Annotated in this window: 25 protein-coding genes and 4 tRNA genes; 25 read left to right on the forward strand and 4 right to left on the reverse strand. The window is 65.2% G+C overall.

Features of this window, described 5'->3' with window-relative positions; all coding sequences use genetic code 11:
* The first annotated feature begins 3 nt into the window (after positions 1-3).
* The 10 genes from AC5P65_RS06455 (at position 4) to AC5P65_RS06500 (ending at position 11,220) form a co-directional block, all read left to right on the forward strand.
* A tRNA-Met gene (locus AC5P65_RS06455) sits at positions 4-80 on the forward strand.
* Positions 81-162: 82 nt separating this feature from the next.
* Positions 163-239 (forward strand) — tRNA-Met (locus tag AC5P65_RS06460).
* Between the two features lie 366 nt (positions 240-605).
* Positions 606-1,196 (forward strand): ribosome maturation factor RimP, encoded by a 591-nt coding sequence (rimP, locus tag AC5P65_RS06465; RefSeq protein WP_019660578.1) that lies wholly within the window; start codon positions 606-608, stop codon positions 1,194-1,196.
* 4 nt (positions 1,197-1,200) lie between these two features.
* On the forward strand, positions 1,201-2,712 hold the full coding sequence (gene nusA, locus AC5P65_RS06470; RefSeq protein ID WP_495215530.1) for a transcription termination factor NusA: 1,512 nt from the start codon (positions 1,201-1,203) through the stop codon (positions 2,710-2,712).
* 92 nt (positions 2,713-2,804) lie between these two features.
* Positions 2,805-5,447 carry a translation initiation factor IF-2 gene (infB, locus tag AC5P65_RS06475; RefSeq protein WP_111097923.1) on the forward strand — a complete coding sequence of 881 codons (2,643 nt, stop codon included), beginning with the start codon at positions 2,805-2,807 and terminating at the stop codon, positions 5,445-5,447.
* Between the two features lie 205 nt (positions 5,448-5,652).
* Positions 5,653-6,036 (forward strand): 30S ribosome-binding factor RbfA, encoded by a 384-nt coding sequence (rbfA, locus tag AC5P65_RS06480; protein WP_019660575.1) that lies wholly within the window; start codon positions 5,653-5,655, stop codon positions 6,034-6,036.
* Positions 6,037-6,144: 108 nt separating this feature from the next.
* Entirely contained in the window at positions 6,145-7,053 is a 909-nt protein-coding gene (gene truB, locus AC5P65_RS06485; RefSeq protein ID WP_111097924.1) for a tRNA pseudouridine(55) synthase TruB, read from the forward strand.
* A 174-nt stretch (positions 7,054-7,227) separates the two neighbouring features.
* A complete protein-coding gene (rpsO, locus tag AC5P65_RS06490; protein ID WP_005417886.1) occupies positions 7,228-7,488 on the forward strand; it encodes a 30S ribosomal protein S15 in 261 nt (86 codons plus the stop codon).
* Between the two features lie 151 nt (positions 7,489-7,639).
* Positions 7,640-9,748, forward strand: coding sequence for a polyribonucleotide nucleotidyltransferase (gene pnp / locus AC5P65_RS06495; protein WP_005417884.1), 2,109 nt, complete (start codon positions 7,640-7,642; stop codon positions 9,746-9,748).
* Between the two features lie 281 nt (positions 9,749-10,029).
* Positions 10,030-11,220, forward strand: coding sequence for a glycoside hydrolase family 18 protein (locus AC5P65_RS06500; RefSeq protein WP_111097925.1), 1,191 nt, complete (start codon positions 10,030-10,032; stop codon positions 11,218-11,220).
* A 126-nt stretch (positions 11,221-11,346) separates the two neighbouring features.
* Here the strand turns inward: AC5P65_RS06500 and AC5P65_RS06505 are convergent, their stop codons facing one another.
* Genes AC5P65_RS06505 through AC5P65_RS06515 form a run of 3 tightly spaced genes read right to left on the reverse strand, consistent with a single transcriptional unit; the run spans position 11,347 to position 13,476 of the window.
* Positions 11,347-12,906 carry a PepSY-associated TM helix domain-containing protein gene (locus tag AC5P65_RS06505; protein ID WP_111097926.1) on the reverse strand — a complete coding sequence of 520 codons (1,560 nt, stop codon included), beginning with the start codon at positions 12,904-12,906 and terminating at the stop codon, positions 11,347-11,349.
* A 10-nt stretch (positions 12,907-12,916) separates the two neighbouring features.
* Entirely contained in the window at positions 12,917-13,180 is a 264-nt protein-coding gene (locus AC5P65_RS06510; protein ID WP_111097927.1) for a hypothetical protein, read from the reverse strand.
* Positions 13,180-13,476: a hypothetical protein gene (locus AC5P65_RS06515; protein WP_021202190.1), complete on the reverse strand. Its 297-nt coding sequence runs from the start codon at positions 13,474-13,476 to the stop codon at positions 13,180-13,182. The genes AC5P65_RS06510 and AC5P65_RS06515 overlap by 1 nt, the downstream gene beginning before the upstream one ends.
* Before the next feature lie 430 nt (positions 13,477-13,906).
* Between AC5P65_RS06515 and thrS the strand changes: the two genes are divergently transcribed.
* The 15 genes from thrS to AC5P65_RS06590 all read left to right on the forward strand — a co-directional run bounded on the left by thrS (position 13,907) and on the right by AC5P65_RS06590 (position 24,557).
* Complete coding sequence (thrS, locus tag AC5P65_RS06520; protein WP_058979607.1) at positions 13,907-15,808, forward strand: threonine--tRNA ligase; 1,902 nt, start codon at positions 13,907-13,909, stop codon at positions 15,806-15,808.
* A 48-nt stretch (positions 15,809-15,856) separates the two neighbouring features.
* Entirely contained in the window at positions 15,857-16,399 is a 543-nt protein-coding gene (gene infC, locus AC5P65_RS06525) for a translation initiation factor IF-3 (protein ID WP_019660568.1), read from the forward strand.
* Between the two features lie 266 nt (positions 16,400-16,665).
* On the forward strand, positions 16,666-16,863 hold the full coding sequence (gene rpmI / locus AC5P65_RS06530) for a 50S ribosomal protein L35 (RefSeq protein WP_005410436.1): 198 nt from the start codon (positions 16,666-16,668) through the stop codon (positions 16,861-16,863).
* An 11-nt stretch (positions 16,864-16,874) separates the two neighbouring features.
* Entirely contained in the window at positions 16,875-17,234 is a 360-nt protein-coding gene (gene rplT, locus AC5P65_RS06535) for a 50S ribosomal protein L20 (RefSeq protein ID WP_005410435.1), read from the forward strand.
* A 193-nt stretch (positions 17,235-17,427) separates the two neighbouring features.
* Entirely contained in the window at positions 17,428-18,423 is a 996-nt protein-coding gene (gene pheS, locus AC5P65_RS06540; RefSeq protein ID WP_021202188.1) for a phenylalanine--tRNA ligase subunit alpha, read from the forward strand.
* 121 nt (positions 18,424-18,544) lie between these two features.
* Positions 18,545-20,941: a phenylalanine--tRNA ligase subunit beta gene (gene pheT / locus AC5P65_RS06545; RefSeq protein ID WP_111097928.1), complete on the forward strand. Its 2,397-nt coding sequence runs from the start codon at positions 18,545-18,547 to the stop codon at positions 20,939-20,941.
* A 27-nt stretch (positions 20,942-20,968) separates the two neighbouring features.
* The gene (locus AC5P65_RS06550; protein WP_005410432.1) at positions 20,969-21,268 is read left to right on the forward strand and encodes an integration host factor subunit alpha; all 300 of its coding nucleotides are present in this window, start codon (positions 20,969-20,971) and stop codon (positions 21,266-21,268) included.
* On the forward strand, positions 21,249-21,605 hold the full coding sequence (locus AC5P65_RS06555; RefSeq protein WP_005410431.1) for a MerR family transcriptional regulator: 357 nt from the start codon (positions 21,249-21,251) through the stop codon (positions 21,603-21,605). Before AC5P65_RS06550 ends, AC5P65_RS06555 begins: the two co-directional genes overlap by 20 nt.
* Before the next feature lie 68 nt (positions 21,606-21,673).
* Positions 21,674-21,750: transfer RNA gene (locus AC5P65_RS06560), tRNA-Pro, on the forward strand.
* Positions 21,751-22,356: 606 nt separating this feature from the next.
* Positions 22,357-22,998: a hypothetical protein gene (locus tag AC5P65_RS06565; RefSeq protein ID WP_146256788.1), complete on the forward strand. Its 642-nt coding sequence runs from the start codon at positions 22,357-22,359 to the stop codon at positions 22,996-22,998.
* A gap of 38 nt (positions 22,999-23,036) precedes the next feature.
* Complete coding sequence (locus AC5P65_RS06570) at positions 23,037-23,273, forward strand: hypothetical protein (RefSeq protein ID WP_031269379.1); 237 nt, start codon at positions 23,037-23,039, stop codon at positions 23,271-23,273.
* A 28-nt stretch (positions 23,274-23,301) separates the two neighbouring features.
* Entirely contained in the window at positions 23,302-23,601 is a 300-nt protein-coding gene (locus AC5P65_RS06575) for a M35 family metallo-endopeptidase (RefSeq protein WP_456115567.1), read from the forward strand.
* Between the two features lie 229 nt (positions 23,602-23,830).
* Positions 23,831-23,900: transfer RNA gene (locus tag AC5P65_RS06580), tRNA-OTHER, on the forward strand.
* A 118-nt stretch (positions 23,901-24,018) separates the two neighbouring features.
* Entirely contained in the window at positions 24,019-24,219 is a 201-nt protein-coding gene (locus AC5P65_RS06585; RefSeq protein ID WP_021202185.1) for a hypothetical protein, read from the forward strand.
* Positions 24,216-24,557 carry a low molecular weight protein tyrosine phosphatase family protein gene (locus AC5P65_RS06590; protein WP_021202184.1) on the forward strand — a complete coding sequence of 114 codons (342 nt, stop codon included), beginning with the start codon at positions 24,216-24,218 and terminating at the stop codon, positions 24,555-24,557. The genes AC5P65_RS06585 and AC5P65_RS06590 overlap by 4 nt, the downstream gene beginning before the upstream one ends.
* On the opposite strand, the gene AC5P65_RS06595 is transcribed toward AC5P65_RS06590, so the two are convergent.
* Positions 24,536-24,985 (reverse strand): GNAT family N-acetyltransferase, encoded by a 450-nt coding sequence (locus AC5P65_RS06595; protein ID WP_021202183.1) that lies wholly within the window; start codon positions 24,983-24,985, stop codon positions 24,536-24,538. The two genes, AC5P65_RS06590 and AC5P65_RS06595, sit on opposite strands and share 22 nt — an antisense overlap.
* Positions 24,986-25,022: the final 37 nt, after the last annotated feature.

Consider the following 25,022-nt stretch of genomic DNA (forward strand, 5'->3'; position numbering starts at 1 on the left):
CGGTGCGGGGTGGAGCAGTCTGGCAGCTCGTCGGGCTCATAACCCGAAGGTCGCAGGTTCAAATCCTGCCCCCGCTACCAACGTCGGATCGGCGCCAACCGATTTGATGGATGAGGGAAAGCTTGCATGTTTCGAAGCAATCGCTCATAATTCCGCTCCTGATGCGGGGTGGAGCAGTCTGGCAGCTCGTCGGGCTCATAACCCGAAGGTCGCAGGTTCAAATCCTGCCCCCGCTACCAAGTAAAGAGATCGCCTTCGAAGTCCTCCTTCGAAGGCGTTTTTCTTTGGGCTGTGGCCCGTTTCTGTAGAGTCGAGCCATGCCCGACTGCCGGTGCGGAAAAGGGGCTGCCCCCAGGCCCGCACCTTGCACCAGCGCGGTGCAGCCGCTATCATCAGCGGCCTAGCAGTACCCCTGAAGGCGGCCTCCCAGCGGGAGTCCGGATCCGGAAGGAGGGCCGCGACCGGCAGGCAATGCAGGTTGCAACCGGAATCCAGTCACCGGAGTCTTTCCGGAAAAGGGGCCCAGCGGGCCCTTTGTCGTTTCCGGGGCGTCATGTTTTCACGCTGGCCAAGGCCGGCACCCAACCAAGAGATCAAGGCAGGCTGTGAGCGACAAGGCAACCGACATCGCGAATCTGCTCGCCCCGACCGTTGTGTCGCTGGGCCTGGAGCTGCTGGGCGTTGAGTATCTGCCGGCCCCCGGCGGTGCGACCCTGCGCCTTTACATCGACGTGCCACTGGCTGAACAGCCCGAGCGCATCATCAATGTCGACGACTGTGAGCGGGTCAGCCGCGAAGTGTCGGCGCAGCTGGACGTCGAAGACCCGATCAGCGGCAATTACACGCTGGAAGTGTCCTCGCCGGGCGTGGATCGCCCGTTGTTCAACCTGGAGCAGTTCGCTCGCCACCAGGGTGAATCGGCCAAGGTCACGCTGAAGCTGCCGCAGGACAACCGTCGTCGCCTGCAGGGGCGTATCGAGGCGACCGACGAGGCTGCGGGCACCATCACCTTCATCGTCGACAAGGCCGAAGTGGTGGTGTCGGCCGACAACATCGACAAGGCACGGATCATGCCCGACTGGGTGGCGCTGGGGCTGGCCCCGAGCAAGCCGACCGGTCCGGCACCGAAGCGTCCGAAGCCGAACACGAATTCTTCTTCCAACGAGCCGGCGGCAAAGAAGCCGCGCGCGGAGTGAGCCAATGAGCAAGGAACTGTTGCTGGTAGTCGACGCAGTCGCCAACGAGAAGGGCGTGCCGCGTGAAGTGATCTTCGATGCCATCGAGGCCGCTCTGGCCTCGGCAGCGAAGAAGCGCTATCCCGACGAGGAAGTGCTGACCCGCGTGGTCATCGACCACAAGGATGGCAGCTACGAAACCTTCCGCCGCTGGGAAGTGGTGGCCGATGATGTGGTCATGGAGTCGCCCGACCGCCAGATCCGCCTGATGGATGCCGTCGACGAAGCCGAAGGCGTCGAGGTCGGCGACTACATCGAAGAACAGATCGAGAACCCGGACTTCGGCCGCATTGCTGCCCAGGCCGCCAAGCAGGTCATCGTCCAGCGCGTGCGCGAAGCCGAGCGCCAGCAGGTCGTGGACGCGTGGAAGGATCGTGTCGGTGAGTTGATCACCGGCGTGGTCAAGCGCGCCGAGCGTGGCAACATCTATGTCGACCTCGGCGGCAACGCCGAAGGCTTCATTCCGAAGGACAAGGGCATCCCGCGCGACGTGCTGCGCGCCGGTGACCGCGTGCGCGGCTACCTGGCCGAGGTCCGTTCGGAACCGCGTGGTCCGCAGCTGTTCATCAGCCGCGCCGCCCCGGAATTCATGATCGAGCTGTTCAAGCTGGAAGTGCCGGAGGTCGGCCAGGGCCTGGTGGAAATCAAGGCCTGTGCGCGCGATCCGGGCGATCGCGCCAAGATCGCCGTGCTGGCCCACGACCAGCGCACCGATCCGATCGGTGCCTGCATCGGCATGCGCGGTTCGCGCGTGCAGGCCGTGTCCAACGAGCTCAACGGCGAGCGCGTGGACATCGTGCTGTGGAACGACAATCCGGCCAACTTCGTCATCAATGCGATGGCGCCGGCCGAAGTCCAGTCGATCATCGTCGATGAAGACAAGCACTCGATGGACCTGGCCGTTGCCGAAGACCGTCTCGCCCAGGCGATCGGCAAGGGCGGCCAGAACGTGCGCCTGGCCAGCCGCCTGACCGGCTGGCAGCTCAACGTGATGACCCAGGACCAGGTCACCGCCAAGTCGGAGGCCGAGCAGGCCGCCGCACGCCAGCTGTTCATGGACAAGCTGGAAGTGGACGAAGAGATCGCCGGCATCCTGGTCAGCGAAGGCTTCGGCACCGTCGAGGAAATCGCATATGTCCCGGTCGGCGAACTGCTGGCCGTGGAAGGTTTCGACGAAGACATCGTCGAAGAGCTGCGCGCTCGTGCCCGCGATGCGCTGCTCAATGAGGCCCTGGCAGTCGAGGAAGGCCTTGAAGACGGCCAGCCGGCGCAGGACCTGCTGTCCCTGAGGGGCATGGACGAAGCCACCGCGTATGCGCTGGCCGGCCACGGCGTGCGTACCAGCGAGGACCTGTCCGACCTGGCCGCCGACGAGGTCATGGACTTCGGCATTGAAGGGCTGGACCAGGAGCGCGCTGCGGCGCTGATCCTGGCCGCGCGTGCCGAGGAGATCGCCCGACTGGAACGCGGCGAATGAGCCGGCAATGAACAGGGCCCTGAGCCGCTCAGGGCGTAGAATCCGCGCCACCTCCAGATGCGGGGGGGCGCCCACAAGATCATAGGATCCGAATGTCGCAGCAAACCACCATCCGCAAGCTTGCCGAACTGGTCAACACGCCGGTCGAAAAACTGCTGGAACAGCTGGCCGGTGCCGGCATGAAGTTCAGCGGTCCCGACCAGGTCGTGACCAGTACCGAGAAGGTGAAGCTCCTGGGCTTCCTTCGTCGTTCGCACGGCAAGCCCGAGCAGGCCCCGGAAGAGACGGATCAGTCTGCAAAGAAGATCACGCTCAACCGCCGGAAACAGCAGGAAGTGACGGTCAGTTCCGGTCGCAGCAAGACGACCGTGAATGTCGAGGTGCGCCAGAAGCGTACCTACGTCAAGGATGGTGCTCGCGCCATGACGCCGGACGAAGAGCGCGCCGACATCCTGCGCAAGCTGGAAGAGTCGCGTGCGCGCAACCTCGCCGAACAGCAGGCGCTGGCCGAAAAGGATCGTCTGCGCGACGAAGCCATCGTCCGTGCCCGCGAGGAAGAGGCCGCCGCCAAGGAACGCGCCGAGGCCGAGAAGAAGGCCGCCGAGGAAGCTGCGGCTGCCGCCAAGGCGGCCGAGACGCTGGCTGCCAGCAAGCCCAAGCGTGCTCCGATCGACGAAACCGCGCCGCGCCCGCCGCGCGCCCCGGCGACAGCCCCGGCTGCGCCGCGCATTGCGCCGCCGCCGCGCAACGACGACCGCAACAACCGCAGCGCGCCGCGCAACGAGCGTGGCCCGGGTGATCGTTTCGCCGGCCAGATGCACCTGTCTGCGGCCGATCGTGCGCGTCGTGGCAACAGCAACAACAGCAACACCCGTGGTCGTCCGGGCGGCCGCAACCAGGCCGGTGGCCGTCGCGACATGTCGCGTGGTGGCAACAACGCCGGCCCGCACGCGTTCGAACGTCCGACCGCACCGGTGGTGCGTGAAGTGGCGATCGGCGACACCATTACCGTGGCCGACCTGGCGCAGAAGCTTGCGCTGAAGGGTGGCGAGGTGGTGAAGGCGCTGTTCAAGATGGGCGTGATGGCCACCATCACCCAGTCCATCGACCATGACACCGCCGCGCTGGTGACCGAAGAACTCGGCCACAAGGCGATCCGTGCCAACGACAACGACGCCGAAGACGCGCTGCTGGCCTCGGCCGGTGAAAACCAGGGCGAAGCCACCCAGCGTCCGCCGGTGGTCACCATCATGGGCCACGTCGACCACGGCAAGACCTCGCTGCTGGATTACATCCGCCGCACCAAGGTTGCCACCGGCGAAGCCGGCGGCATCACCCAGCACATCGGTGCCTACCACGTGGATACGCCCAAGGGCGTGATCAGCTTCCTGGATACCCCGGGCCACGCGGCGTTCACCTCGATGCGTGCGCGCGGCGCCAAGCTGACCGACATCGTGGTGCTGGTCGTTGCTGCCGATGACGGCGTCATGCCGCAGACCAAGGAAGCGATCCAGCACGCCCGTTCGGCGGGTGTGCCGCTGATCGTGGCGATCAACAAGATCGACAAGTCCGACGCCGACCCGATGCGGGTCAAGAACGAACTGCTGTCCGAGCAGGTCGTGGCCGAGGACTTCGGTGGTGACACCCAGATGGTGGAGATCTCGGCCAAGACCGGCCTGGGCATCGACGACCTGCTGGACGCCATCTCGATCCAGGCCGAACTGCTGGAACTGAAGGCGGTCGACGAAGGCCGGGCCTCGGGCGTGGTGATCGAATCGTCGCTGGACAAGGGCCGTGGCCCGGTCGCCACCGTGCTGGTGCAGCAGGGTCGCCTGAAGAAGGGCGACTACCTGGTGTGCGGCATCCAGTACGGCCGCGTGCGTGCGCTGTTCGACGAAACCGGCAAGCAGCCGGAGTTCGCCGGCCCGTCCATCCCGGTGCAGGTCCTGGGCCTGTCCGGCGTGCCGGAAGCCGGTGACGACTTCGTGGTCGTCGAGGACGAGCGCCTGGCCAAGGACGTTGCCCAGCAGCGTGAGACCAAGCGCCGTGAATCGCGCCTGGTCGCCACCGCGGGCAGCCGCATGGAAGACATCATGGCGACCCTGGGCAAGGGCGAGGGCCAGCAGGTCCTCAACCTGGTCATCAAGGCCGACGTGCAGGGTTCGGTGCAGGCCCTGAGCCAGGCACTGGTCGCGCTGTCCAACGACGACATCCGCATCAACGTGATCCACTCCGGCGTGGGTGGCATCACCGAGTCGGACGCCAACTCGGCGGCCGCTTCGAAGGCCACCGTCATCGGCTTCAACGTGCGTGCGGATGCTTCGGCCCGTCGCATCATCGAATCCAACGGCGTGGACCTGCGTTACTTCTCGATCATCTATGACGTGATCGATCAGGTGAAGCAGGTGGCCTCCGGCCTGCTGGGCGTGGAGATCCGCGAAGAGATCATCGGTATCGCCGAGGTCCGCGACGTCTTCCGCAGCTCCAAGCTGGGCGCTGTTGCCGGCTCGATGGTCATCGAGGGCGTGGTCAAGCGCAACAAGCCGATCCGCGTGCTGCGCGACAGCGTGGTGATCTTCGAGGGCGAGCTGGAATCGCTGCGTCGCTTCAAGGAGAACGTCGAGGAAGTCCGCAACGGTACCGAATGCGGTATCGCGGTGAAGGCCTACAACGACGTCAAGCCGGGTGACCAGATCGAGTGCTTCGAGCGTATCGAAGTGCCGCGCACCCTGTAATGCTGCAAGGCGGCCCGACCAACGGTCGGGCCCTACCGTGATGTAGAACCCGACCAACGGTCGGGTACCATGGTAGATGTAGCGCCCGACCGTTGGCCGGGCGACAATCGAATCAAAGATAGCGCCCGACCGTTGGCCGGGCGACAATCGAATCAAAGGTAGCGCCCGACCGTTGGTCGGGCGACAACTGAACCAAGAGCTCCTCGTGCCCAAGACTTTCCATCGAACCGACCGTGTCTCTGCCCAGCTGCGCCGCGAACTCGGCACCCTGGTGCACAACGCCGTGCGCGAGCACGGGTTGCCCTCGGTGAGCGTGTCCGACGTGGAAATCACCCGCGACATGGCTCATGCCAAGGTCTTCGTCACCGCGCTGATGCCGGAGCGTTCGGCGGAAGCGGTGGCCGGCCTGAAGGAACTGGGCTACCGCCTGCGCATGGACCTGGCCCGGGCGATGAAGCTGCGCCATGTGCCGGAGCTGCATTTCCACTACGACGACTCGGTCGATCGTGGCGAGCATATCGACAACCTCCTGCGCGACCTGCCCGATACGCTGGCCGCGGAGAAGCGTCGCGAGAGCGACGAAGAATAAGCCAGCGCCGGGCCCATGCCCGGCGTCTTTTCATTCTGACCGTGCGAGGCCGGACGCTGGCCGCGCTTCGCGCTCGCCGGGCATGGCCCGGCGCTACCCGTATCTGTCATGACCCGAATTCAGTTCCGCCGCCTGGATGGCATCCTGCTGCTCGACAAGTCGACCGGCATGAGCTCCAACGCCGCCCTGCAGGTGGCCCGTCGCCTGTTCCGTGCCGAGAAGGGCGGCCACACCGGCAGCCTCGACCCGCTGGCCACCGGTCTGCTGCCGCTGTGCTTCGGCGAGGCGACCAAGATCGCTGGGCTGCTGCTGGGGTCGGCCAAGGCCTACGATGCCGAGATCGTGCTCGGCCAGACGACCGATACCGACGATTCCGAGGGCCAGGTGCTGCTGCAGCGCCCGGTTCCGGCGATCGGTGCCGAGGCCCTGCAGGCCGCGTTGGCGCCGCTGACCGGCAACATCCGCCAGCGTGCCCCGGTCTATTCGGCACTGAAGCAGGGTGGTGAGCCGCTGTATGTGAAGGCCCGCCGTGGTGACGTCATCGAGGCGCCGGAACGCGAGGTGCAGGTGCACGCCATCGACGTGCTGGAGCAGCAGCCTGAGCGCTTGCGGCTGCGCGTGACCTGCGGTTCGGGCACCTACATCCGCAGCCTGGCCCGCGACCTGGGCGAGGCGCTGGGATGTGGCGCACACATCAGTGCGCTGCGCCGGCTCTGGGTGGAGCCGTTCCGCGAACCGGCGATGGTCACCCTGGACCAGCTGCGGGCGATGGCCGAGGCCGGCGACGAGGCGGCCATGGATGCGCTGCTGCTGCCGCTGGCGGCCGGCCTGGCTGAATACCCGCGGGTCGATCTCGATGCCGACCAGACCCATCGCTTCTGCGTCGGCCAGCGCCAGCGCGACCCGTCCTGGCCCCACGGCCTGGTGGCGGTGTTCGGTCCGGGCGATACTGTCCAGGGGCTGGGCCAGGTCGATGGCAGTGGCCTGCTGGCTCCGCAGCGTCGTTTCAACCTCTGACTGGGGCCAGGGCGGTTCAGCCCCGGTCCTTGTCCCGGAAGCCTCTGGCCGTTACAATTTCGCGGCCGTTTTCCGGCAGCCTGCCTCGTGCAGGTTTCATCCTCGTAGTCCACGGCGAGCCTGGCGGTGCGCGAAGCGCGTTCCTGCCGGCCACGCATCACAGAGAAAAAAGAAATGTCGATCGACACCCAGAAGGTCATTGAAGACAACAAGCGCAGCGCCGCTGACACCGGCTCCCCGGAAGTCCAGGTGGCCCTGCTGACCGCCCGCATCGAACTGCTGACCGGCCACTTCAAGACCCACAAGAAGGACCACCACAGCCGCCGCGGCCTGCTGCAGATGGTCAACCGCCGTCGCAGCCTGCTCGACTACCTGAAGAAGAAGGACGTCGAGCGTTACAAGGCCCTGATCGAGAAGCTTGGCCTGCGTCGCTAAGCAACGAATTCCCCGCGGCGCAGCGATGCGCCGCGGTTTTGTTTTGTAGTACCGCAATCCCCGATTCAGGCCGGAACGATCCGGTCACCCGCTGGCGGCAAGGGTCGCCGACGGTCCAAATTCGCAGACAGCATCCCCAAGGACACCCTCCGTGGCAAAAATCACCAAAACCTTCCAGTACGGCAAGCACACCGTCACGCTTGAGACCGGCGAAGTCGCCCGCCAGGCCAGCGGTGCCGTCATCGTCAAGATGGACGACACCGTACTGCTGGTCACCGCCGTCGCCGCCAAGAGCGCGCGCGAAGGCCAGGACTTCTTCCCGCTGACCGTCGATTATCAGGAAAAGTTCTACGCCGGCGGCCGTATCCCGGGTGGTTTCTTCAAGCGTGAAGGCCGTGCGACCGAGAAGGAAACGCTGATCTCGCGCCTGATCGACCGTCCGATCCGCCCGCTGTTCCCGGAGGACTACAAGAACGAAGTGCAGATCATCGCCACCGTGATGTCGCTGAACCCGGACGTGGACGGTGACATCCCGGCCCTGATCGGTGCCTCGGCTGCCCTGGCCCTGGCCGGTACCCCGTTCATGGGTCCGATCGGCGCTGCCAAGGTCGGTTACAAGAACGGCGAGTACATCCTGAACCCGACCGTCAGCGAACTGGCTGACTCGCAGCTGGAACTGGTCGTCGCCGGTACCTCCAACGCCGTGCTGATGGTCGAATCCGAAGCCGCGCTGCTGTCCGAAGAAGTGATGCTGGGCGCCGTGACCTTCGGTCACCGCGAAATGCAGAAGGTCATCAACGCGATCAACGAGCTGACCGTCGAAGCCGGCACCAAGCCGTCGACCTGGGAAGCCCCGGCCAAGAACGACGCGCTGATCTCCGCCCTGAAGGAAGCCATCGGCCCGCGCCTGGGCGAAGCCTTCCAGGTGCGTGACAAGCTGCAGCGCCGCGACGCCATCTCGGCGATCAAGAAGGACGTGTTCGAAGCCCTGGCGGGCCGCGTGGCCGCCGAAGGCTGGAACCCGGCCGAGCTGTCGAAGGAGTTCGGCGAGCTGGAATACCGCACCATGCGTGACTCGGTGCTGGACACCAAGGTCCGCATCGACGGCCGTGCGCTGGACACCGTCCGCCCGATCACCGTGAAGACCGGCGTGCTGCCGCGTACCCACGGTTCCTCGCTGTTCACCCGCGGCGAAACCCAGGCCATCGTGACCATCACCCTGGGCACCGCCCGTGATGGCCAGGTCATCGACGCCGTTGCCGGTGAATACAAGGAAAACTTCCTGTTCCACTACAACTTCCCTCCGTTCTCGGTGGGCGAGTGCGGCCGCATGATGGGCCCGAAGCGCCGCGAAATCGGCCACGGTCGTCTGGCCAAGCGCGGCGTGCTGGCTGTCATGCCGTCGCTGGAAGCCTTCCCGTACACCATCCGCGTCGTTTCGGAAATCACCGAGTCGAACGGTTCCTCGTCGATGGCCTCGGTCTGCGGCTCGTCGCTGGCCCTGATGGACGCCGGCGTGCCGGTGAAGGCCCCGGTGGCCGGTATCGCCATGGGTCTGGTCAAGGAAGGCGATCGTTTCGTGGTCCTGTCCGACATCCTGGGTGACGAAGATCACCTGGGCGACATGGACTTCAAGGTCGCCGGTACCGCTGAGGGCATCTCCGCCCTGCAGATGGACATCAAGATCGAAGGCATCACCGAAGAAATCATGAAGCAGGCCCTGCAGCAGGCCAAGGCTGGCCGCCTGCACATCCTGGGCGAGATGGCCCACGGCCTGACCGCTCCGCGTGAAGAGCTGTCGGACTACGCGCCGCGCCTGCTGACCATCAAGATCCACCCGGACAAGATCCGCGAAGTGATCGGCAAGGGCGGCTCGACCATCCAGGCCATCACCAAGGAAACCGGCACCCAGATCGACATCCAGGACGACGGCACCATCGTCATCGCGTCGGTCAACGCCATCGCTGCCCAGGCTGCCAAGGCCCGCATCGAGCAGATCACCTCGGACGTCGAGCCGGGCCGCATCTACGAAGGCAAGGTCGCCAAGATCATGGACTTCGGTGCGTTCGTCACCATCCTGCCGGGCAAGGATGGCCTGGTCCACGTCTCGCAGATCTCCAGCGAGCGCGTCGAGAAGGTCGGCGACAAGCTGAAGGAAGGCGATGTGGTCAAGGTCAAGGTGCTGGAAGTCGACAAGCAGGGCCGTATCCGCCTGTCGATGAAGGCAGTCGAAGAAGGCGAAGGCGCCAGCGCCGAATAATCGGTACTGCTGATCGTGCGGTGGGTGAGGACCGTTGGTCCTCACGCTTTCGCAAATGAAAAAGCGGGCTTCGGCCCGCTTTTTCTTTGCCTCGATGTTGCGAAAAGAAGCTCATCCAGGTCGCTGCATGTCCTGCTGCAGTGCATGATCGCCGCCACGCGGCCATCGTTCTGTCTCGGTTGTACGGATCGCGCCTGTCCATGGGACGACATGCCGCGATACCCGTACCGCAGCCCCATCGGTTTGCTAACGTGGCGGCGCCTTCGAACCGGGAGATCTCCATGTTCCGCCAGACCGTGGCCGTCCTTGCCGTGCTGATTGCCGGTGTCTTGCCCATCGCCGCGCACGCGGCGCCCGCGCAGCCGCCGATCTTCGGCGCCTACTACCCGGGCGGCTCGGCCGAACGCTATCCGGTCTCGAGCATTCCAGCCGAGCGCCTGACACATCTGTTCTATGCGTTCTCCACCATCGAGGACGGGCGCTGCACGATCGGTGCGGAAGCGCCGAAGAATTTCGCCGCACTGGCCGAACTCAAGAAGGCGCATCCGCACCTGCGCACGCTGATTTCGATCGGTGGCTGGGGTGCGGGTGGGTTCTCCGATGCTTCGCTGAGCGAGGCCAGCCGCAAGCGGTTGGTCGATTCGTGCATGGCGCTGTTCTTTGATCGTCACGCCGGCAGCTTTGATGGCGTGGATATCGACTGGGAGTTCCCGGTCAGTGGTGGCCCGAAGGAGCTGGCGCACCGCCCGCAGGACCGCGCCAACCTGACCCGGCTCGCGCAGGCGTTCCGCGTGGCACTCGATGCGCGCGGTCGCAAGATGGGACAGCCGATGCTGCTGACCGCCGCGCTGGCCGCCGGTCGCCTGCAGACCGATGGCCCCTACGATCCGGCGGCGAGCTACGACCTGCCGGCGCTGGCCAAGGTGTTCGATTTCATCAACCTGATGAGCTACGACATGGGCACCGGCTTCTCCTCGGTGTCGACCTTCAATGCGCCTCTGCATGAAGTGCCGGCCGATCCGCTGGCGCCGGAGCTGCGGCGCTGGAACAACGTGGCCGGCGCGGTGCAGTTCTACCGCGAGCACGGCGTGCCGGCCGGGAAGCTTGTGCTGGGCGTACCGTTCTACGGGCGCGGCTTCAAGGTCACCGGCGACGCCCCGGATGGGCTGTACCAGCCCTACAGCGCACCGGCCGATGCGGGCGACTGGCGGGTGATCAAGGCGCGCTATCTCGACCAGCCGGGTTGGACGAAACACTGGCAGCCGCAGGCGCAGAGCCCGTGGCTGTACAACGCCGCGCAGAAGATCTTCATCAGCTATGAAGACCCGCGCTCGATCGGGCTGCGTGCGCAGTTCGCCCGTGAGCAGGGCCTGGCCGGGGTGTTCATGTGGGAACTGACCGGCGATGACGAACAGGCCAGCCTGCTCAATGCCATGCTGGGCCCCTGGCAGAAGGCGCGCATCGGCGATTGAGTGTCGGGTGGCGCGTCGTGCTGGGCCCATGCCGCAACGTCACCGATCTGATACACACACTGCGGTGTACGTCGTTGCCCATGCCAAGCCGACTTCCAGTAGCACCGGGCCATGCCCGGCGAAGGCTCAATCGGCCCAGACGCTGTTGGGATCGCCGTTGCGGGCGCGGCGTTGGCTGGCCACGGCCAGACGCGCGAAGCCGAAGGCCATCGCCAGCGCGATGGCATCGACCCAGAACAGCGGCCAGTGCCCCCCTGCGGCGGCGCGCCACAGCCAGTCACCATTGAGTGCGCCGTGCAGCACCGGCACCAGCGCGGTACTGACCGCCGCCGCCCACAGCAGTTCGCGTGCCGCCTGCGCCGGGCGGCGCAGCGCGGCCCATAGCGCGCAGGCCGCCCAACTGCCGAAGCAGGCCCAGCGGATGCCGTGGTCGACCGCCGACGGTGCCAGCCGCTCCAGCACCAGTGCGGTGCCGAACGCGATCGAGATCGCCACGCACAGGCCGATGCACACGCCGACCGTGGCCCGCGCCATGTTCACACCGGCACGTGGCTGTTGCGGCTGGCGACGCTTGCGCCGCGACTCGATCCACAGCAGGTTGCCGGAGTAGAACAGGAACGCACCGCCGAGTCCGAGCAGGAAGTACAGCCAGACCACCACGCCATTGCCGAATTCGCCGAAGTGCAACGCGTAGGCGGCGCTGAGCGTGGCGTGGTTGGCGTCGCGCTGGCCCGGCAGCTGCGACGCGAGCAGATTGCCGGTGGCGACGTCCAATGCCACGGCACCAAGCGGGCCGAGGGTGCCACTGGCCTCGCCGGTGATCTCGATCGTCGCGTTGGCATCGCCGCCATTGGCCAGCTTCAGATAGGCCGGTTCGAAGTTGGCCACGCCCTGTGCGCGGGCCACTTCAAGTGCGCGCGCATGCAGCACGCGCAGGCTGCCCGGCGGTGCCGGGATGCCACTGGCATTGCGCACCGGCGCGGTGTCCATCGCAGTCGGTACTGCCTGCAGCGCTTTGCCGTCGTAGATCAGCGGGTTGAGCAGGGCCATCTGCACGAACACCAGGCAGAGCAGGGCGCCGGTGACCGCGAACATCAGGTGGAAGGGCAGGCTGAGCACACCGACCACGTTGTGCGCGTCCTGCCACAGCTGCTTCAGGTTGCGCCCCGGACGCAGCGCGAACAGGTCGCCGAGCAGCTTCGGCAGATGGATCACCAGGCCGCTGAGCAGTGCCATCCCGTACAGCAGGCTGACAATGCCCATCACGTAGATCCCGGCCACGGGCAGGCCGAGGCTGTAATGGAGCTCGTTGACCAGTTCGGCCAGTCCGGTCTGCGGTGGTGTGGGGCTGCCGGCGATCTGGCCGGGCCAGGCATAGCGCCAGCTGCCGTCATCGGCCTGCCAGTAGGCCAGAGGCTGCGGGTGTTCGGTGCCGGGGAAGGTCATGCCGACGTGGCGGCGCGCTTCCGGATGCGCCGCCAGCACGTCCTCCAGCAGGTACTGGGCGTCATCCAGGCTGGCCGGGAGTGCCGTGGCGGCGCCCGGTGTCTGCCACTGCGGCAGGTCATGGTGGAACAGGGTCAGCGAGCCTGCGTAGAAAGCCACGAACAGGCCGAAGCCGGCCGCCAGGCCGACCCAGGTGTGCAGGGTGGTGAACGTGCGCAGGGTCTGCGAACTGAACTTCATGGCGTGGATCTCATTGCACCGCGCCGGTCAGGCGCAGCAGCCCGAGCACGACGAAGCCGGTGGCGGCGCTGCCGCCCAGCACCAGCCAGGCGCGCAGCGCGCTGCGGAAGCTGAACGCCCACAGGGCGGCCAGCATCCACAGCGGGATGAAGGCGATCAGGGTAGGTACCAGCGCTCGCTGCCAAGGGCCCGGCGGAAGCCAGGCCAGCAGGCCGGTAACGGCGGCTGCAAGCAGGAAGCCGACGATGATGCCGGCGAAGGCGCGCGCCCACATCAGGGCAACTCCGTGCCCGGTCGGTGCCAGGCGGCCAGCGCCGGCAGCAGCATCGCCGCGAGCATCCAGGTGCACAACATCGCCACCAGGCCGGCGGCAAAGCCGAGCTCGGCCATCCACAGCCACAGCGCGGCGGCAGCGGCGACCAGGCCGATCTGGCGGCCCAGGCGGCCGGCGCGGCGCAGGCGCGGCCAGCGGCAGTGGGGCGAGGCCGCATAGAAGGCCAGTGCCGAGAACATCGCCGCCAGCATGCCCAGGCTGCAGAAACCCAGCGTGGAGAGGCCGACGGTGATCATCGCGGGCAGCCTGCGCGGCGGCGGGTCGGCGAACGCGGGGCACGGGCGGGGCCGGCGGCAGCCGGTCGAAGCGGGTGGCGCATCACGAGGTCCTGGGGGAAAGCGGGCAGGCTGGCACGGGGCGGGCTGCGCGCACATGGTAATCATTGCGTTTTCACGCCGCCAGCGCGGCTCATTCAGCGGGCCGTACGGTGGCCCTTGGGCTTTCCGGTGCGCTGGTTTAAGATCATCGCAGAACCCCTGACTGGAACAAGGTGGCCCGCGCCCAGCGCCGGCCGAGCGTGCGACATGAGCACTACCACCGCCCACTGTTGACCTGCCCCCGAAGGCCCTGCGTTCCAGGCGCCCTCGCGGCGCTTTTTTATTGCCCGGGCAACGGCCCGGGAACGCTTTCCAGCCCGCCCGGCGGGCCCCGCACGAAGCCACTGCGATGATCAACATTACCCTTCCCGACGGCAGCCGCCGCGAATTCGAAAACCCTGTGAGCGTCATGGAGGTTGCCCAGTCGATCGGCGCCGGCCTGGCCAAGGCCACCATCGCCGGTGCCGTGGATGGCGTGCTGGTCGATGCCAGCGACGTCATCGACCACGACGCCAGCCTGCGCATCATCACCGCCAAGGACGAGGAGGGCGTGGAGATCATCCGCCACTCCTGCGCCCACCTGGTCGGCCACGCCGTCAAGCAGCTGTACCCGGATGTGAAGATGGTGATCGGTCCGGTGATCGCCGAAGGCTTCTACTACGACATCTATTCCGAGCGCCCGTTCACCCCGGACGACATGGCCGCGATCGAGAAGCGCATGGGTGAACTGATCGCCCAGGACTACGACGTCATCAAGAAGATGACGCCGCGCGCCGAAGTGGTCGAGATCTTCAAGGCCCGTGGCGAGGACTACAAGCTGCGCCTGATCGAGGACATGGCCGACGACATCCAGGCGATGGGCATGTACTACCACCAGGAATACGTGGACATGTGCCGCGGCCCGCACGTGCCGAACACGCGCTTCCTGAAGGCCTTCAAGCTGACCCGCATCTCCGGCGCCTACTGGCGCGGTGACGCGCAGAACGAGCAGCTGCAGCGCATCTACGGCACCGCCTGGGCCGACAAGAAGCAGCTGGAGGCGTACATCAAGCGCATCGAAGAAGCCGAAATGCGCGACCACCGCCGCATCGGCAAGCAGCAGGACCTGTTCCACCTGCAGGAAGAAGCCCCGGGCCTGGTGTTCTGGCACCCGAAGGGCTGGGCGCTGTGGCAGGTGGTGGAGCAGTACATGCGCAAGGTCTACCGCAACAGCGGCTATGGCGAAGTGCGTTGCCCGCAGATTCTGGACGTGAGCCTGTGGAAGAAGTCCGGCCACTGGGACAACTACCAGGACAACATGTTCTTCACCGAATCGGAGAAACGCACTTACGCGGTCAAGCCGATGAACTGCCCGGGCCACATCCAGGTGTTCAACCAGGGCCTGCACAGCTACCGCGACCTGCCGATCCGCTACGGCGAGTTCGGGTCGTGCCACCGCAACGAGCCGTCCGGCGCGCTGCACGGCATCCTGCGCGTGCGTGGCTTCACCCAGGACGACGGCCACGTGTTCTGCACGGAAAACCAGATCGAGTCGGAAGTGACTGCCTTCCACCAGCAGGCGCTGGCGGTCTACCAGCACTTCGGCTTCGACGAGATCCAGATCAAGATCGCGCTGCGCCCGGAATCGCGCCTGGGTGACGACGCCACCTGGGACAAGGCCGAAGGCGCGCTGCGCTCGGCACTGACCGCCTGTGGCGTGGAATGGCAGGAGCTGCCGGGCGAGGGCGCCTTCTACGGCCCGAAGATCGAGTACCACCTGAAGGATGCCATCGGCCGTACCTGGCAGCTGGGCACGATGCAGGTCGACTTCATGATGCCCGGCCGCCTGGGCGCCGAGTACGTGGACGAGAACAGCCAGAAGAAGCACCCGGTGATGCTGCACCGGGCCATCGTCGGCTCGATGGAGCGTTTCCTGGGCATCCTGATCGAGCACCATGCCGGCCAGTTCCCGGCTTGGCTGGCGCCGACCCAGGTGGTGGTGGCCAACATCACCGACGCCCAGGCCGACTATGTCTCGGGCGTGACCAAAACCCTTGCGGAGCAAGGCTTCCGCGTCAGCTCGGATTTGCGTAACGAGAAGATCGGCTATAAAATCCGCGAGCATACGTTGCAGCGCGTGCCCTACCTGCTGGTCATCGGTGACCGCGAGAAGGAAAATGGGGCTGTGGCGGTGCGTACGCGTTCTGGCGAAGACCTGGGCAGCATGAGCCTGCAGGCCTTCATCGAGCGGCTCCACGCCGAGGGCGCGTAAGCAAAGGTCCGGTCCGGGGGCACAGGCACCCGGGCCGGTTCGATACCCTTGGGAGAACGTAATATCAGCACCCCTGACAACAAACAGAACCGCAAGAATCAGGAAATCCGTGTGCCGCGCGTCCGCGTGATCGGCAGTGACGGAGAAATGATCGGCGTGTTGTCGCGCGACGAAGCGCTGTCCATGGCCGAAGATGAAGGTCTGGACCTGGTCGAAATCCAGCCGCAGGCCGATCCGCCGGTCTGCAAGATCATGGACTTCGGCAAGTTCAAGTTCGAAGCGCAGAAGAAGGCCAGCGAGGCCAAGAAGAAGACCAAGCAGGTCGAGATCAAGGAAGTGAAGTTCCGTCCGGTCACGGACGAGGGCGACTACCAGATCAAGCTGCGCAAGATGCGCGGGTTCCTCGAAGATGGTGACAAGATCAAGGTCAACATCCGCTTCCGTGGCCGTGAAATGAGCCATCAGGAACTGGGCCGCGAAATGGCCAACCGGATCGAGGCCGATCTGGGCGAGGACATCGTCATTGAATCCCGTCCGCGCCTGGAAGGGCGTCAGATGGTCATGATGATCGCGCCGAAGAAGAAGACCTGAGGCCTGACGGGCTGCCTTTCGGGGCGCCTGGCTGAATGGTTCAGGGTAAGGGGGCGCCGCTGGCGTCCCTTTGCTTTTGTGGCGGGCCGGCGGGTTGCGGATGAAAGGCGGGCAGGGGCTGGTGGCAGGGCCGTTTTGCCTGTATCATGCCCGGCTCGACCCACCCAGGACGGGTCGTACGCCGATCATGGCAGGACGGAAAGAGCGGCCCAGGCCGCCGCCAGATCAGTCAGAAACCAGGGTCAAATCCCATCAAGGACATTGCAATGCCCAAGATCAAGACCAACCGGGCAGCGGCCAAGCGTTTCCGCAAGACCGCCTCGGGCAAGTACAAGTGCGGCCACGCCAACCGTAGCCACATCCTCACGAAGAAAGCGACCAAGCGTAAGCGTAATCTGCGTCAGACGGGCCATGTCCGTGCAGAAGACGCAGGCCGTCTGGACCGCATGCTCCCTTACCTCTGAGGAACTGAAAAATGGCACGAGTTAAGCGTGGCGTACAGGCGCGTCGCCGCCACAAGAAGATTCTGGATCTCGCCAAGGGCTACTACAACGCCCGTCGCAAGGTCTTCCGCGTTGCCAAGCAGGCGGTCATCAAGGCACAGCAGTACGCCTACATCGGCCGTAAGCAGAAGAAGCGCAACTTCCGTTCGCTGTGGATCACCCGCATCAATGCGGCTGCCCGCATCAACGGCCTGAGCTACAGCCGCTTCATGAACGGCCTGCTGAAGGCCGGCATCACCCTGGATCGCAAGGTCCTGGCTGACATCGCCGTGCACGACGCAGCCGGTTTTGCCGCGCTGGCCGAAAAGGCCAAGGGCGCGCTGGCGGCATAAGTCCTTCCCGATGCCGTAACCGTTCACTCGGAACGGTGTCAGGTCAAGGCAATGCATGGGGAAGGGCGCAAGTCCTTCCCCATTCTTTTTTGGGTCCCGGTGCGGCCACAGCGGCAGCGCGGGGACGGCGGTGGCGACAGGGGTCGGCCCTTCGCGCATCGCGATGGCAGATCGACTGGAGTTCCGGCCCCCCATGAGCGACATCCAATCCCTCACCACCCAGGCGCTGGCCGATGTGGCCGCCGCACAGAGCCCTGACGTGCTGGAACAGCTGCGCGTGGCCCTGCTTGGCAAGAGCGGCAGCATCACCTCGCAGCTCAAGCAGCTCGGTACCCTGCCGGCCGAGGAGCGCAAGGCCGCCGGTGAAGCGATCAACCAGGCCCGCGACACACTGACCCGTGCGCTGGCCGAGCGCAAGGCGCTGCTGGAAGACGCCGCACTGGACGCGCGGCTGGCTGCCGAAGCCATCGACATCACCCTGCCGGGCCGCAATGGCGACCGTGCTGGCCTGCATCCGATCACCCGTACCCTGGAACGCATCACCGGTATTTTCGGCCGGCTGGGCTACGAGCTGTCGGAAGGGCCGGAGATCGAGGATGACTGGCACAATTTCGAGGCGCTGAATTTCCCGCCGCACCACCCGGCGCGCGCCATGCACGACACCTTCTACTTCGGCGACGGCCGCCTGCTGCGCACGCATACCTCCGGTGTGCAGGTGCGCTACATGGGCGACCACGCGCCGCCGCTGCGCATGATCGCTGCCGGCAAGGTGTACCGCAGCGACAGCGACCAGACCCATTCGCCGATGTTCCATCAGGTCGAAGGCCTGCTGGTGGACGAGCACTCGACCTTCGCCGACCTGAAGGGCACGCTGGCGGAATTCGTGCGCGCGTTCTTCGAACGCGATTTCGAGATGCGCTTCCGTCCCAGCTACTTCCCGTTCGTCGAACCGGGTGCGGAAGTGGACATCGCCTGGCAGCAGCCCGATGGCAGCACCCGCTGGCTGGAAGTGCTCGGCTGCGGCATGGTGCATCCGAACGTGCTGCGCAATGTCGGCATCGATCCGGAGCGTTACACCGGCTTTGCCTTCGGCATGGGCGTGGAGCGTTTCGCGATGCTGCGCTACGGCGTCAACGACCTGCGCGCGTTCTTCGAGAACGATGTGCGGTTCCTGAAGCAGTTCGCGTAAGCCGCAACCATGTAGAGCCGGGCCATGCTCGGCTGCCTTTCTGGATGGACGCCTCCTTGCGCATGCGCTGGGCGACCACAAAAACCGCAACGGGAGGCACGCCTCCCACCAGGGTGACACCATGAAATTCTCCGAAAACTGGCTGCGCAGCCACGTCCCGACCTCCGCCTCGCGCGATGAGCTGAGCGCGGTGCTGACCGCCATCGGCCTGGAAGTGGAAGAAGTATCCGCGCTGGGCGAAGGCCTCGACCACGTGGTCGTGGCACGCATCGTCGAGGCCGCGCGCCACCCGGAAGCCGATCGCCTGCAGGTGTGCAAGGTCGATGCCGGGCAGGGCGAGCTGCTGCAGATCGTCTGCGGTGCGCCGAACGCCCGCGCGGGCCTGGTCGCGCCACTGGCGATGGTCGGTGCGCAGATCGGCGAGCTGAAGATCAAGCCGGCCAAGCTGCGTGGCGTCGAGTCCAACGGCATGCTGTGCTCGGCCAAGGAGCTGGGCCTGGACAACGATGCCTCCGGACTGCTGGAACTGCCCGATGACGCCCCGGTCGGCCAGGCCCTGGTCGAGTACCTGGGCCTGCCGGACGCCAGTATCGAAATCAAGCTGACCCCGAACCGCGCCGATTGCTTCAGCCTGCGCGGCATCGCCTACGACGTCGCCGCCGCTACCCGCAGTGAAGTGCTGGATTTCGCCGCCGACGCCATTCCGGCTGCCGGCAGCCGTGAGCTGGCCATCCAGCTCGACGCTGGCGCCGAAGCGCCGCGTTATCTGGGCCGTGTGATCGAGGGCGTCAACGCTGCCGCCAAGACCCCACTGTGGATGGCCGAGCGCCTGCGCCGCAGTGGCGTGCGCCCGGTCTCGCTGCTGGTCGACATCACCCAGTACGTGATGCTGGAACTGGGCCAGCCAATGCATGCCTACGACCTGGCCACCCTGCAGGGCAGCATTGCCGTGCGCCGTTCGCGCGCGGGCGAGACGCTGAAGCTGCTGGACGGCCGCGATGCCGCGCTGGACGACAGCTTCCTGCTGGTCACCGATGCCGATCGTGCGGTCGGCCTGGCCGGCCTGATGGGCGGCTTCGACACCCGTGTCACCGACGCGACCACCGCCGTGTTCCTGGAGGCCGCGCACTTCGCGCCGGCCGCGATCATGGGCCGTGGCCGCAAGCTGGGCCTGCACACCGATGCCGGCCACCGCTTCGAGCGCGGTGTCGATCCGGCACTGCCGCGTACCGCGATCGAGTACGCCACCCGCCTGGTGCTGGACCTGGCCGGCGGTACCCCGGCGCCGGTCACCGAAGCTGTGCGCGAGGCCGATCTGCCGCAGCCGGCCACGATCGTGCTGCGCCGCACGCGCATCACCCGCGTGCTTGGCATCACCATTGACGATGCCGAAGTCGAGCGCATCCTGCGTGCGCTGGGCATGGACGTGGCCGCCACCGCCGACGGCTGGCAGGTCACCGCGCCGAGCCGCCGCTTCGATATCGCCATCGAAGAGGACCTGATCGAAGAACTGGCCCGCATCCACGGTTACGAGCAGATCCCGACCACGCTGCCGGGCGGTGCCTCGCGCGTGGCGATGCCGAGCGAGACCCAGCTGGACGCGCTGAGCGTGCGCCGCCAGCTGATCGCCCGCGACCTGCAGGAAACCGTCAATTTCGCTTTCGTCGACGACGCACTGCTGGCCCAGTGGCAGCTGCGCGACGCCCTGGTGCCGCTGGCCAACCCGCTGTCGGCCGAACTGGCGGTGATGCGCCCGTCGCTGCTGCCGGGCCTGGTTGCCACCCTGGGCCGCAATGCCGCTCGCCAGCTCGGCCGCGTGCGCCTGTTCGAGCTGGGTCGGGTGTTCGCCCAGCAGGCCGGAGATGCGTCGCTTGGCGAAAGCCAGCCGGCACCGCTGGAAACCCCGCGCGTGGCCGCTGCGGTCTGCGGTGATGCGCAGGCGGTGCAGTGGGGCCTGCCGACCCGCAAGGTCGATTTCCATGACCTGAAGGGTGACCTCGAATCGCTGGCGGCCGCCAGTGGCGCGCAGCTGGAGTTCCGTCCGTCCACCCGCGCCTACGGCCACCCGGCGCGTTCGGCCGAGGTGTTGCGCGATGGCGTGGCGATCGGCTGGATCGGCCAGGTTCACCCGCGCCTGGCCAGGGCGATGGACATCGAAGCCGACGTCTACGCCTTCGAACTGGACCTGGAACCGCTGACCGCCCGCCGCCTGCCGCGTGCCGGCGAACTGTCGCGCTTCCCGGCGGTGCGCCGCGACCTGGCATTCCTGGTGCCTGAACAGGTGGCCTGGGCCGATCTGGCGGCGACCGTCCGCCAGGTCGCCGGCCCGTTGCTGCGCGACCTGAACCTGTTCGACCGCTATGTCGGCCAGGGCGTCGAGCCGGGATTCAAGAGTCTCGCTATGGGCTTGATTTTGCAGGACAAGTCGCGCACTCTGACGGACCGCGACGTGGAAGCGGTGGTGGCCGAGGCGGTCACTGCCATCGAGCGTGAACACCACGCCCGGATCCGCGGCTGAGCGGGCAGCACTCGGGGGTAGCAGGCAATGGCATTGACCAAGGCGGAGATGGCGGAAAAGCTGTTCGACGAAGTCGGTCTGAACAAGCGGGAAGCCAAGGAATTCGTCGACGCGTTTTTCGATGTGCTGCGTGAAGCATTGGAACAGGGACGTCAGGTGAAGCTGTCGGGCTTCGGTAATTTCGATCTGCGGCGCAAGAACCAGCGCCCGGGTCGCAACCCCAAGACCGGCGAGGAAATTCCGATTTCCGCCCGTACGGTGGTCACCTTCCGTCCGGGCCAGAAGCTCAAGGAGAGGGTGGAAGCTTATGCTGGATCCGGGCAGTAACCGCGAACTACCGCCGATTCCGGCCAAGCGCTACTTCACCATCGGTGAAGTCAGCGAGCTGTGCGACGTCAAGCCGCACGTCCTGCGCTACTGGGAAACCGAGTTTCCCAGCCTTGAGCCGGCCAAGCGCCGAGGCAACCGCCGCTACTACCAGCGCCACGACGTGCTGATGGTCCGGCAGATCCGCAGCCTGCTGTACGAACAGGGCTACACCATCGGTGGTGCACGCCTGCGTCTGGACGGCCCCGATGCCCGCGAGGAATCGGCGCTGAGCAACCAGATCATCAAGCAGGTGCGCATGGAACTGGAAGAAGTGCTGCAGTTGTTGCGCCGCTGATCCCATTTCCATCGTAATCCGCTATACTTCACGGCCCGCCGCACTGGCGGGCACATCGCAGCATCAGTCGGGGCGTAGCGCAGCCTGGTAGCGCATCTGCCTGGGGGGCAGAGGGTCGTCGGTTCGAATCCGGCCGTCCCGACCAAAAGCAGCGATAGAAAAAGGGCTTGCGCCATACGGTGCAGGCCCTTCTTCGTTGTGCACCCTATCGCCATCCTATCGAATGGCGAGGATGCCCGTGTTGATCTCGGTCCACGGCCTTTCGTGGCCTTCCAGATACACCTCGGTCATCGCCGGCGAGCTGTGTGTGAGAAGGTGCTGCACTTGTTCTTCCGACCAACCTCGACGGTTGTGTGGAAGAGCACCGCCAAGCCTGCGGATCTCCTGGAGTGACACCTGATGCATGCCGATCCAAGCTGATTGACTCGCGGACGTCCTGGAACTCGCGGCTCTCCGCTGATGCGCTCGATTGCCAGGCGAAAGGCGTAGTTCTTCGACGCTTCACTGAAGTCCAACGGTCTCGCCGGCGATGGCCTTTGCGATGATGGCCGAGCTCGGCACAGTGGCGTAGGCGCGGTAGCAAAAGATCCTGGAGGTCAGTGCCTGCAAAAACGTGATTCTTATGGCGGTTCGAAAATTTAATCTGCGGTTCGGGGAAGTCCTACAGATCGATGGCTGAGGTTCGGGTTGGAAAATGCTGATCTGTATGTTAATAACGCATCCTGAATCATGGAAGAAGGCGGGTGGCGGAATGAAATCACCCATTAAAGTGGCAATGCTGTTCATCGCGCTTTGTAGCAGCAATGTTGCGATGGCCGACGCTCGGCTACAAGTCGAAATAGTTCCGCTGAAGGGCGACCTGGGAGAAACTTCAATCGCGTTGAAGCTCTCGAATGTCGGTGACCAGGTTGCGGTAGTCGCTGAGTCTTCTCTGCCGACGCTCAATGCTCGCAAAATGTTGTTGGATGATCCCTTCATAGTGAAACAGCAGGATGGGCGCGAAGTCCAGTTCTTCGGGATAATGAGGGATACGCTCTCCGAAACTCCGAGTTCTTTGTCCATACCTCCTGGCGGCAGTTTCAGCCTAGATATAAATCTTGCAAGTGGCTATAGTCTGTCGCCAGGGCTGGGTTACACCATTGGCTTGCGAGCCCCGATTTCCTATCGCACCGCCGACGGCAGGAATGCGGAAGCTGGGCCCATAAAGCGGCAATCAGGCAAGTGGCAAAGTGCGTATCCCGCACCCCGCACGGTTGTTGTACCCGTTACTGGAAGAACAATGAAGCAAGCCCGGGCGGGGGAGTTTCTTGAACCTGTGGCATGTGTCGATCCGGCCGGCACCCCGCCTTCGGCCAAAAAAGTGCAATTTTCCAGAGTGTATTGGCTGGGGTAACGATTGGTGCAGGAAATGCGCTGAGCCAGCTCCAGCAGATGACTGAGGTCGATACAACATCTGAAACTGAGTTGTGGCTGAGGTTCAGCCCCTCAGTTCACTATACGCGCTATTTCGGGGAGCATGGCCCGGACGTCAACGTCGTTGCCGGTGAAGATGTCAACGAAGATGATGCGCTGGTTGATAGCACTTTGATGGCGATCATCTGGAGAATTTCGGGAGACGGAGTGACCCCCGAAGCCGCCGGTGTCCCTCTCCTGCCGGTGCAATGCTGACGAAGTGCCGGCAGACACCATTGCTTATGTGCAGTCAGGTGCTCCATACGTAATTCACGCATGCCCTGTATTTTGGTCCCTATCTATGCTGCCCGCCAATCACATTGGTGAACCCTCAAAGGTTGGCACGATGGTCCACGAGTTCACTCATTTTACTGACGACAAGGGCATGGCGCTGCGGCATCCGCCGGTCCCCGGCAAGAATGTCTCATCTCTTTCGTACGCACTAGAGTTGGCGGCCAGCTCACATCCAGGCGCTGTTCGATTCCCGAACGCGTACAAGTTTTTCGTTTTGGGTCAAGCACACGGTTTTTCTCCGCCGGAATAGTCCGAGGCAGGAGGGTGCGGTCATTGGAGCCCGCCAAGCCGCCGCCGGTGACCAAGCTCCGTCCGAGCGACGCCCGTAGGGCGTAGATGAGGGCAGGGCCGCAGCAGATGCGGAGCCATGTTTAGTCCCGGTGGCTGCAACCCTATCAGCGCGGAAGTAATTGATTGAATTGGGCCTCAATCGGCACTTCTGGGAGGCCCGGTGCAGGCCTGAAACCCTTATAGATCAACGGGATGGGGCAACCAGTGATGATGCCTGGGGACAGAGGGTCGTCGGTTCGAATCCGGCCGTCCCGACCACTGTGATGAATCAAGAAGCCCGCGCAGCGATGCGTGGGTTTTTTTTGTGCGTGCGGTGTATGCTGCGCGCCACTCGTACTACCGCGGCTGCTGAACCCGGTACTCACGAGAACACATCATGGAATCTGCAAGAAACCGTGCCTGGCGTCGCAGCCAGGCCCGCAACCATGGTGGCGACCGCGCCACGACCGCCTACAGCTACAAGCCCGAGAAGAACTGGAAGCTGCTGTATACGCGCGATGCCAAGCTCGCGCGCGCACGCCAGCTGGGCTTCACCTATCCGGTCCTCAGCGCCCGCCAACTGCAGGAACAGGAATGATCAACCTGCTGTTCGTCTGCAGCCGCAACCAGCTGCGCAGCCCGACCGCCGAAGCCATGTGGCGACGGCGGCCCGGCTTCAACGCGCTGTCGGCCGGTACCAGCCCGCACGCACGACGCCCCATCGGCCCGGCGGATATCCGCTGGGCCGATGTCATCTTCGCGATGGAGGCCAAGCACCAGCATCGCCTGCAGGCCACGTACGCGCGACTGCTGGAACACAAGCGCCTGCATTGCCTGGACATCCCCGACGACTATCGCTGCATGGATCCGCTGTTGATGGACCTGCTGGACGCCAAGGTGGCCGTGTATCTCGATCAGCTGCCGGCAAAGCAGTAGATCAGTTCCGGATCGCCTTCGTCCAATCCATGCACGATGCCACTTTCGATGAAACCCGAGGCGGCGAGCAGGCATTGCATGCTGGTGTTGGATGCATTCGTCGAAGTAAACAGCTTGCCTTGCCCCTGCAGCGCGATGGCATGGCGCAGCAGGGCGGCGCCGGCGTCCTGTCTGCGTTGTTCGCGCGCCACCATGAGCATCTCGGCGAAGGCTTCGCCGAAGAAGTGACGATGGATGACCAGGTAACCGGCCAGCTGGCCGGACCGTTCGGCCACGTGCATGCCACCGCTGGCCTGCCAGTCGCTGATCTGCCGTGCGCGCCGCGGATCGTGGGCCGCAACGCTGTCGAGCGCGATCAACGCGGGAACGTCGGCGGGCGTTGCCTCGCGGATATGCAGCGTCGTCGAGGAAGGATCGGGCGGCACCATCGAAGCTCCTGGGCTGGTTGCGCCCAGTCTATCGATC

The sequence above is a fragment of the Stenotrophomonas sp. YJH_SMC_48-3 genome, from assembly GCF_059369375.1.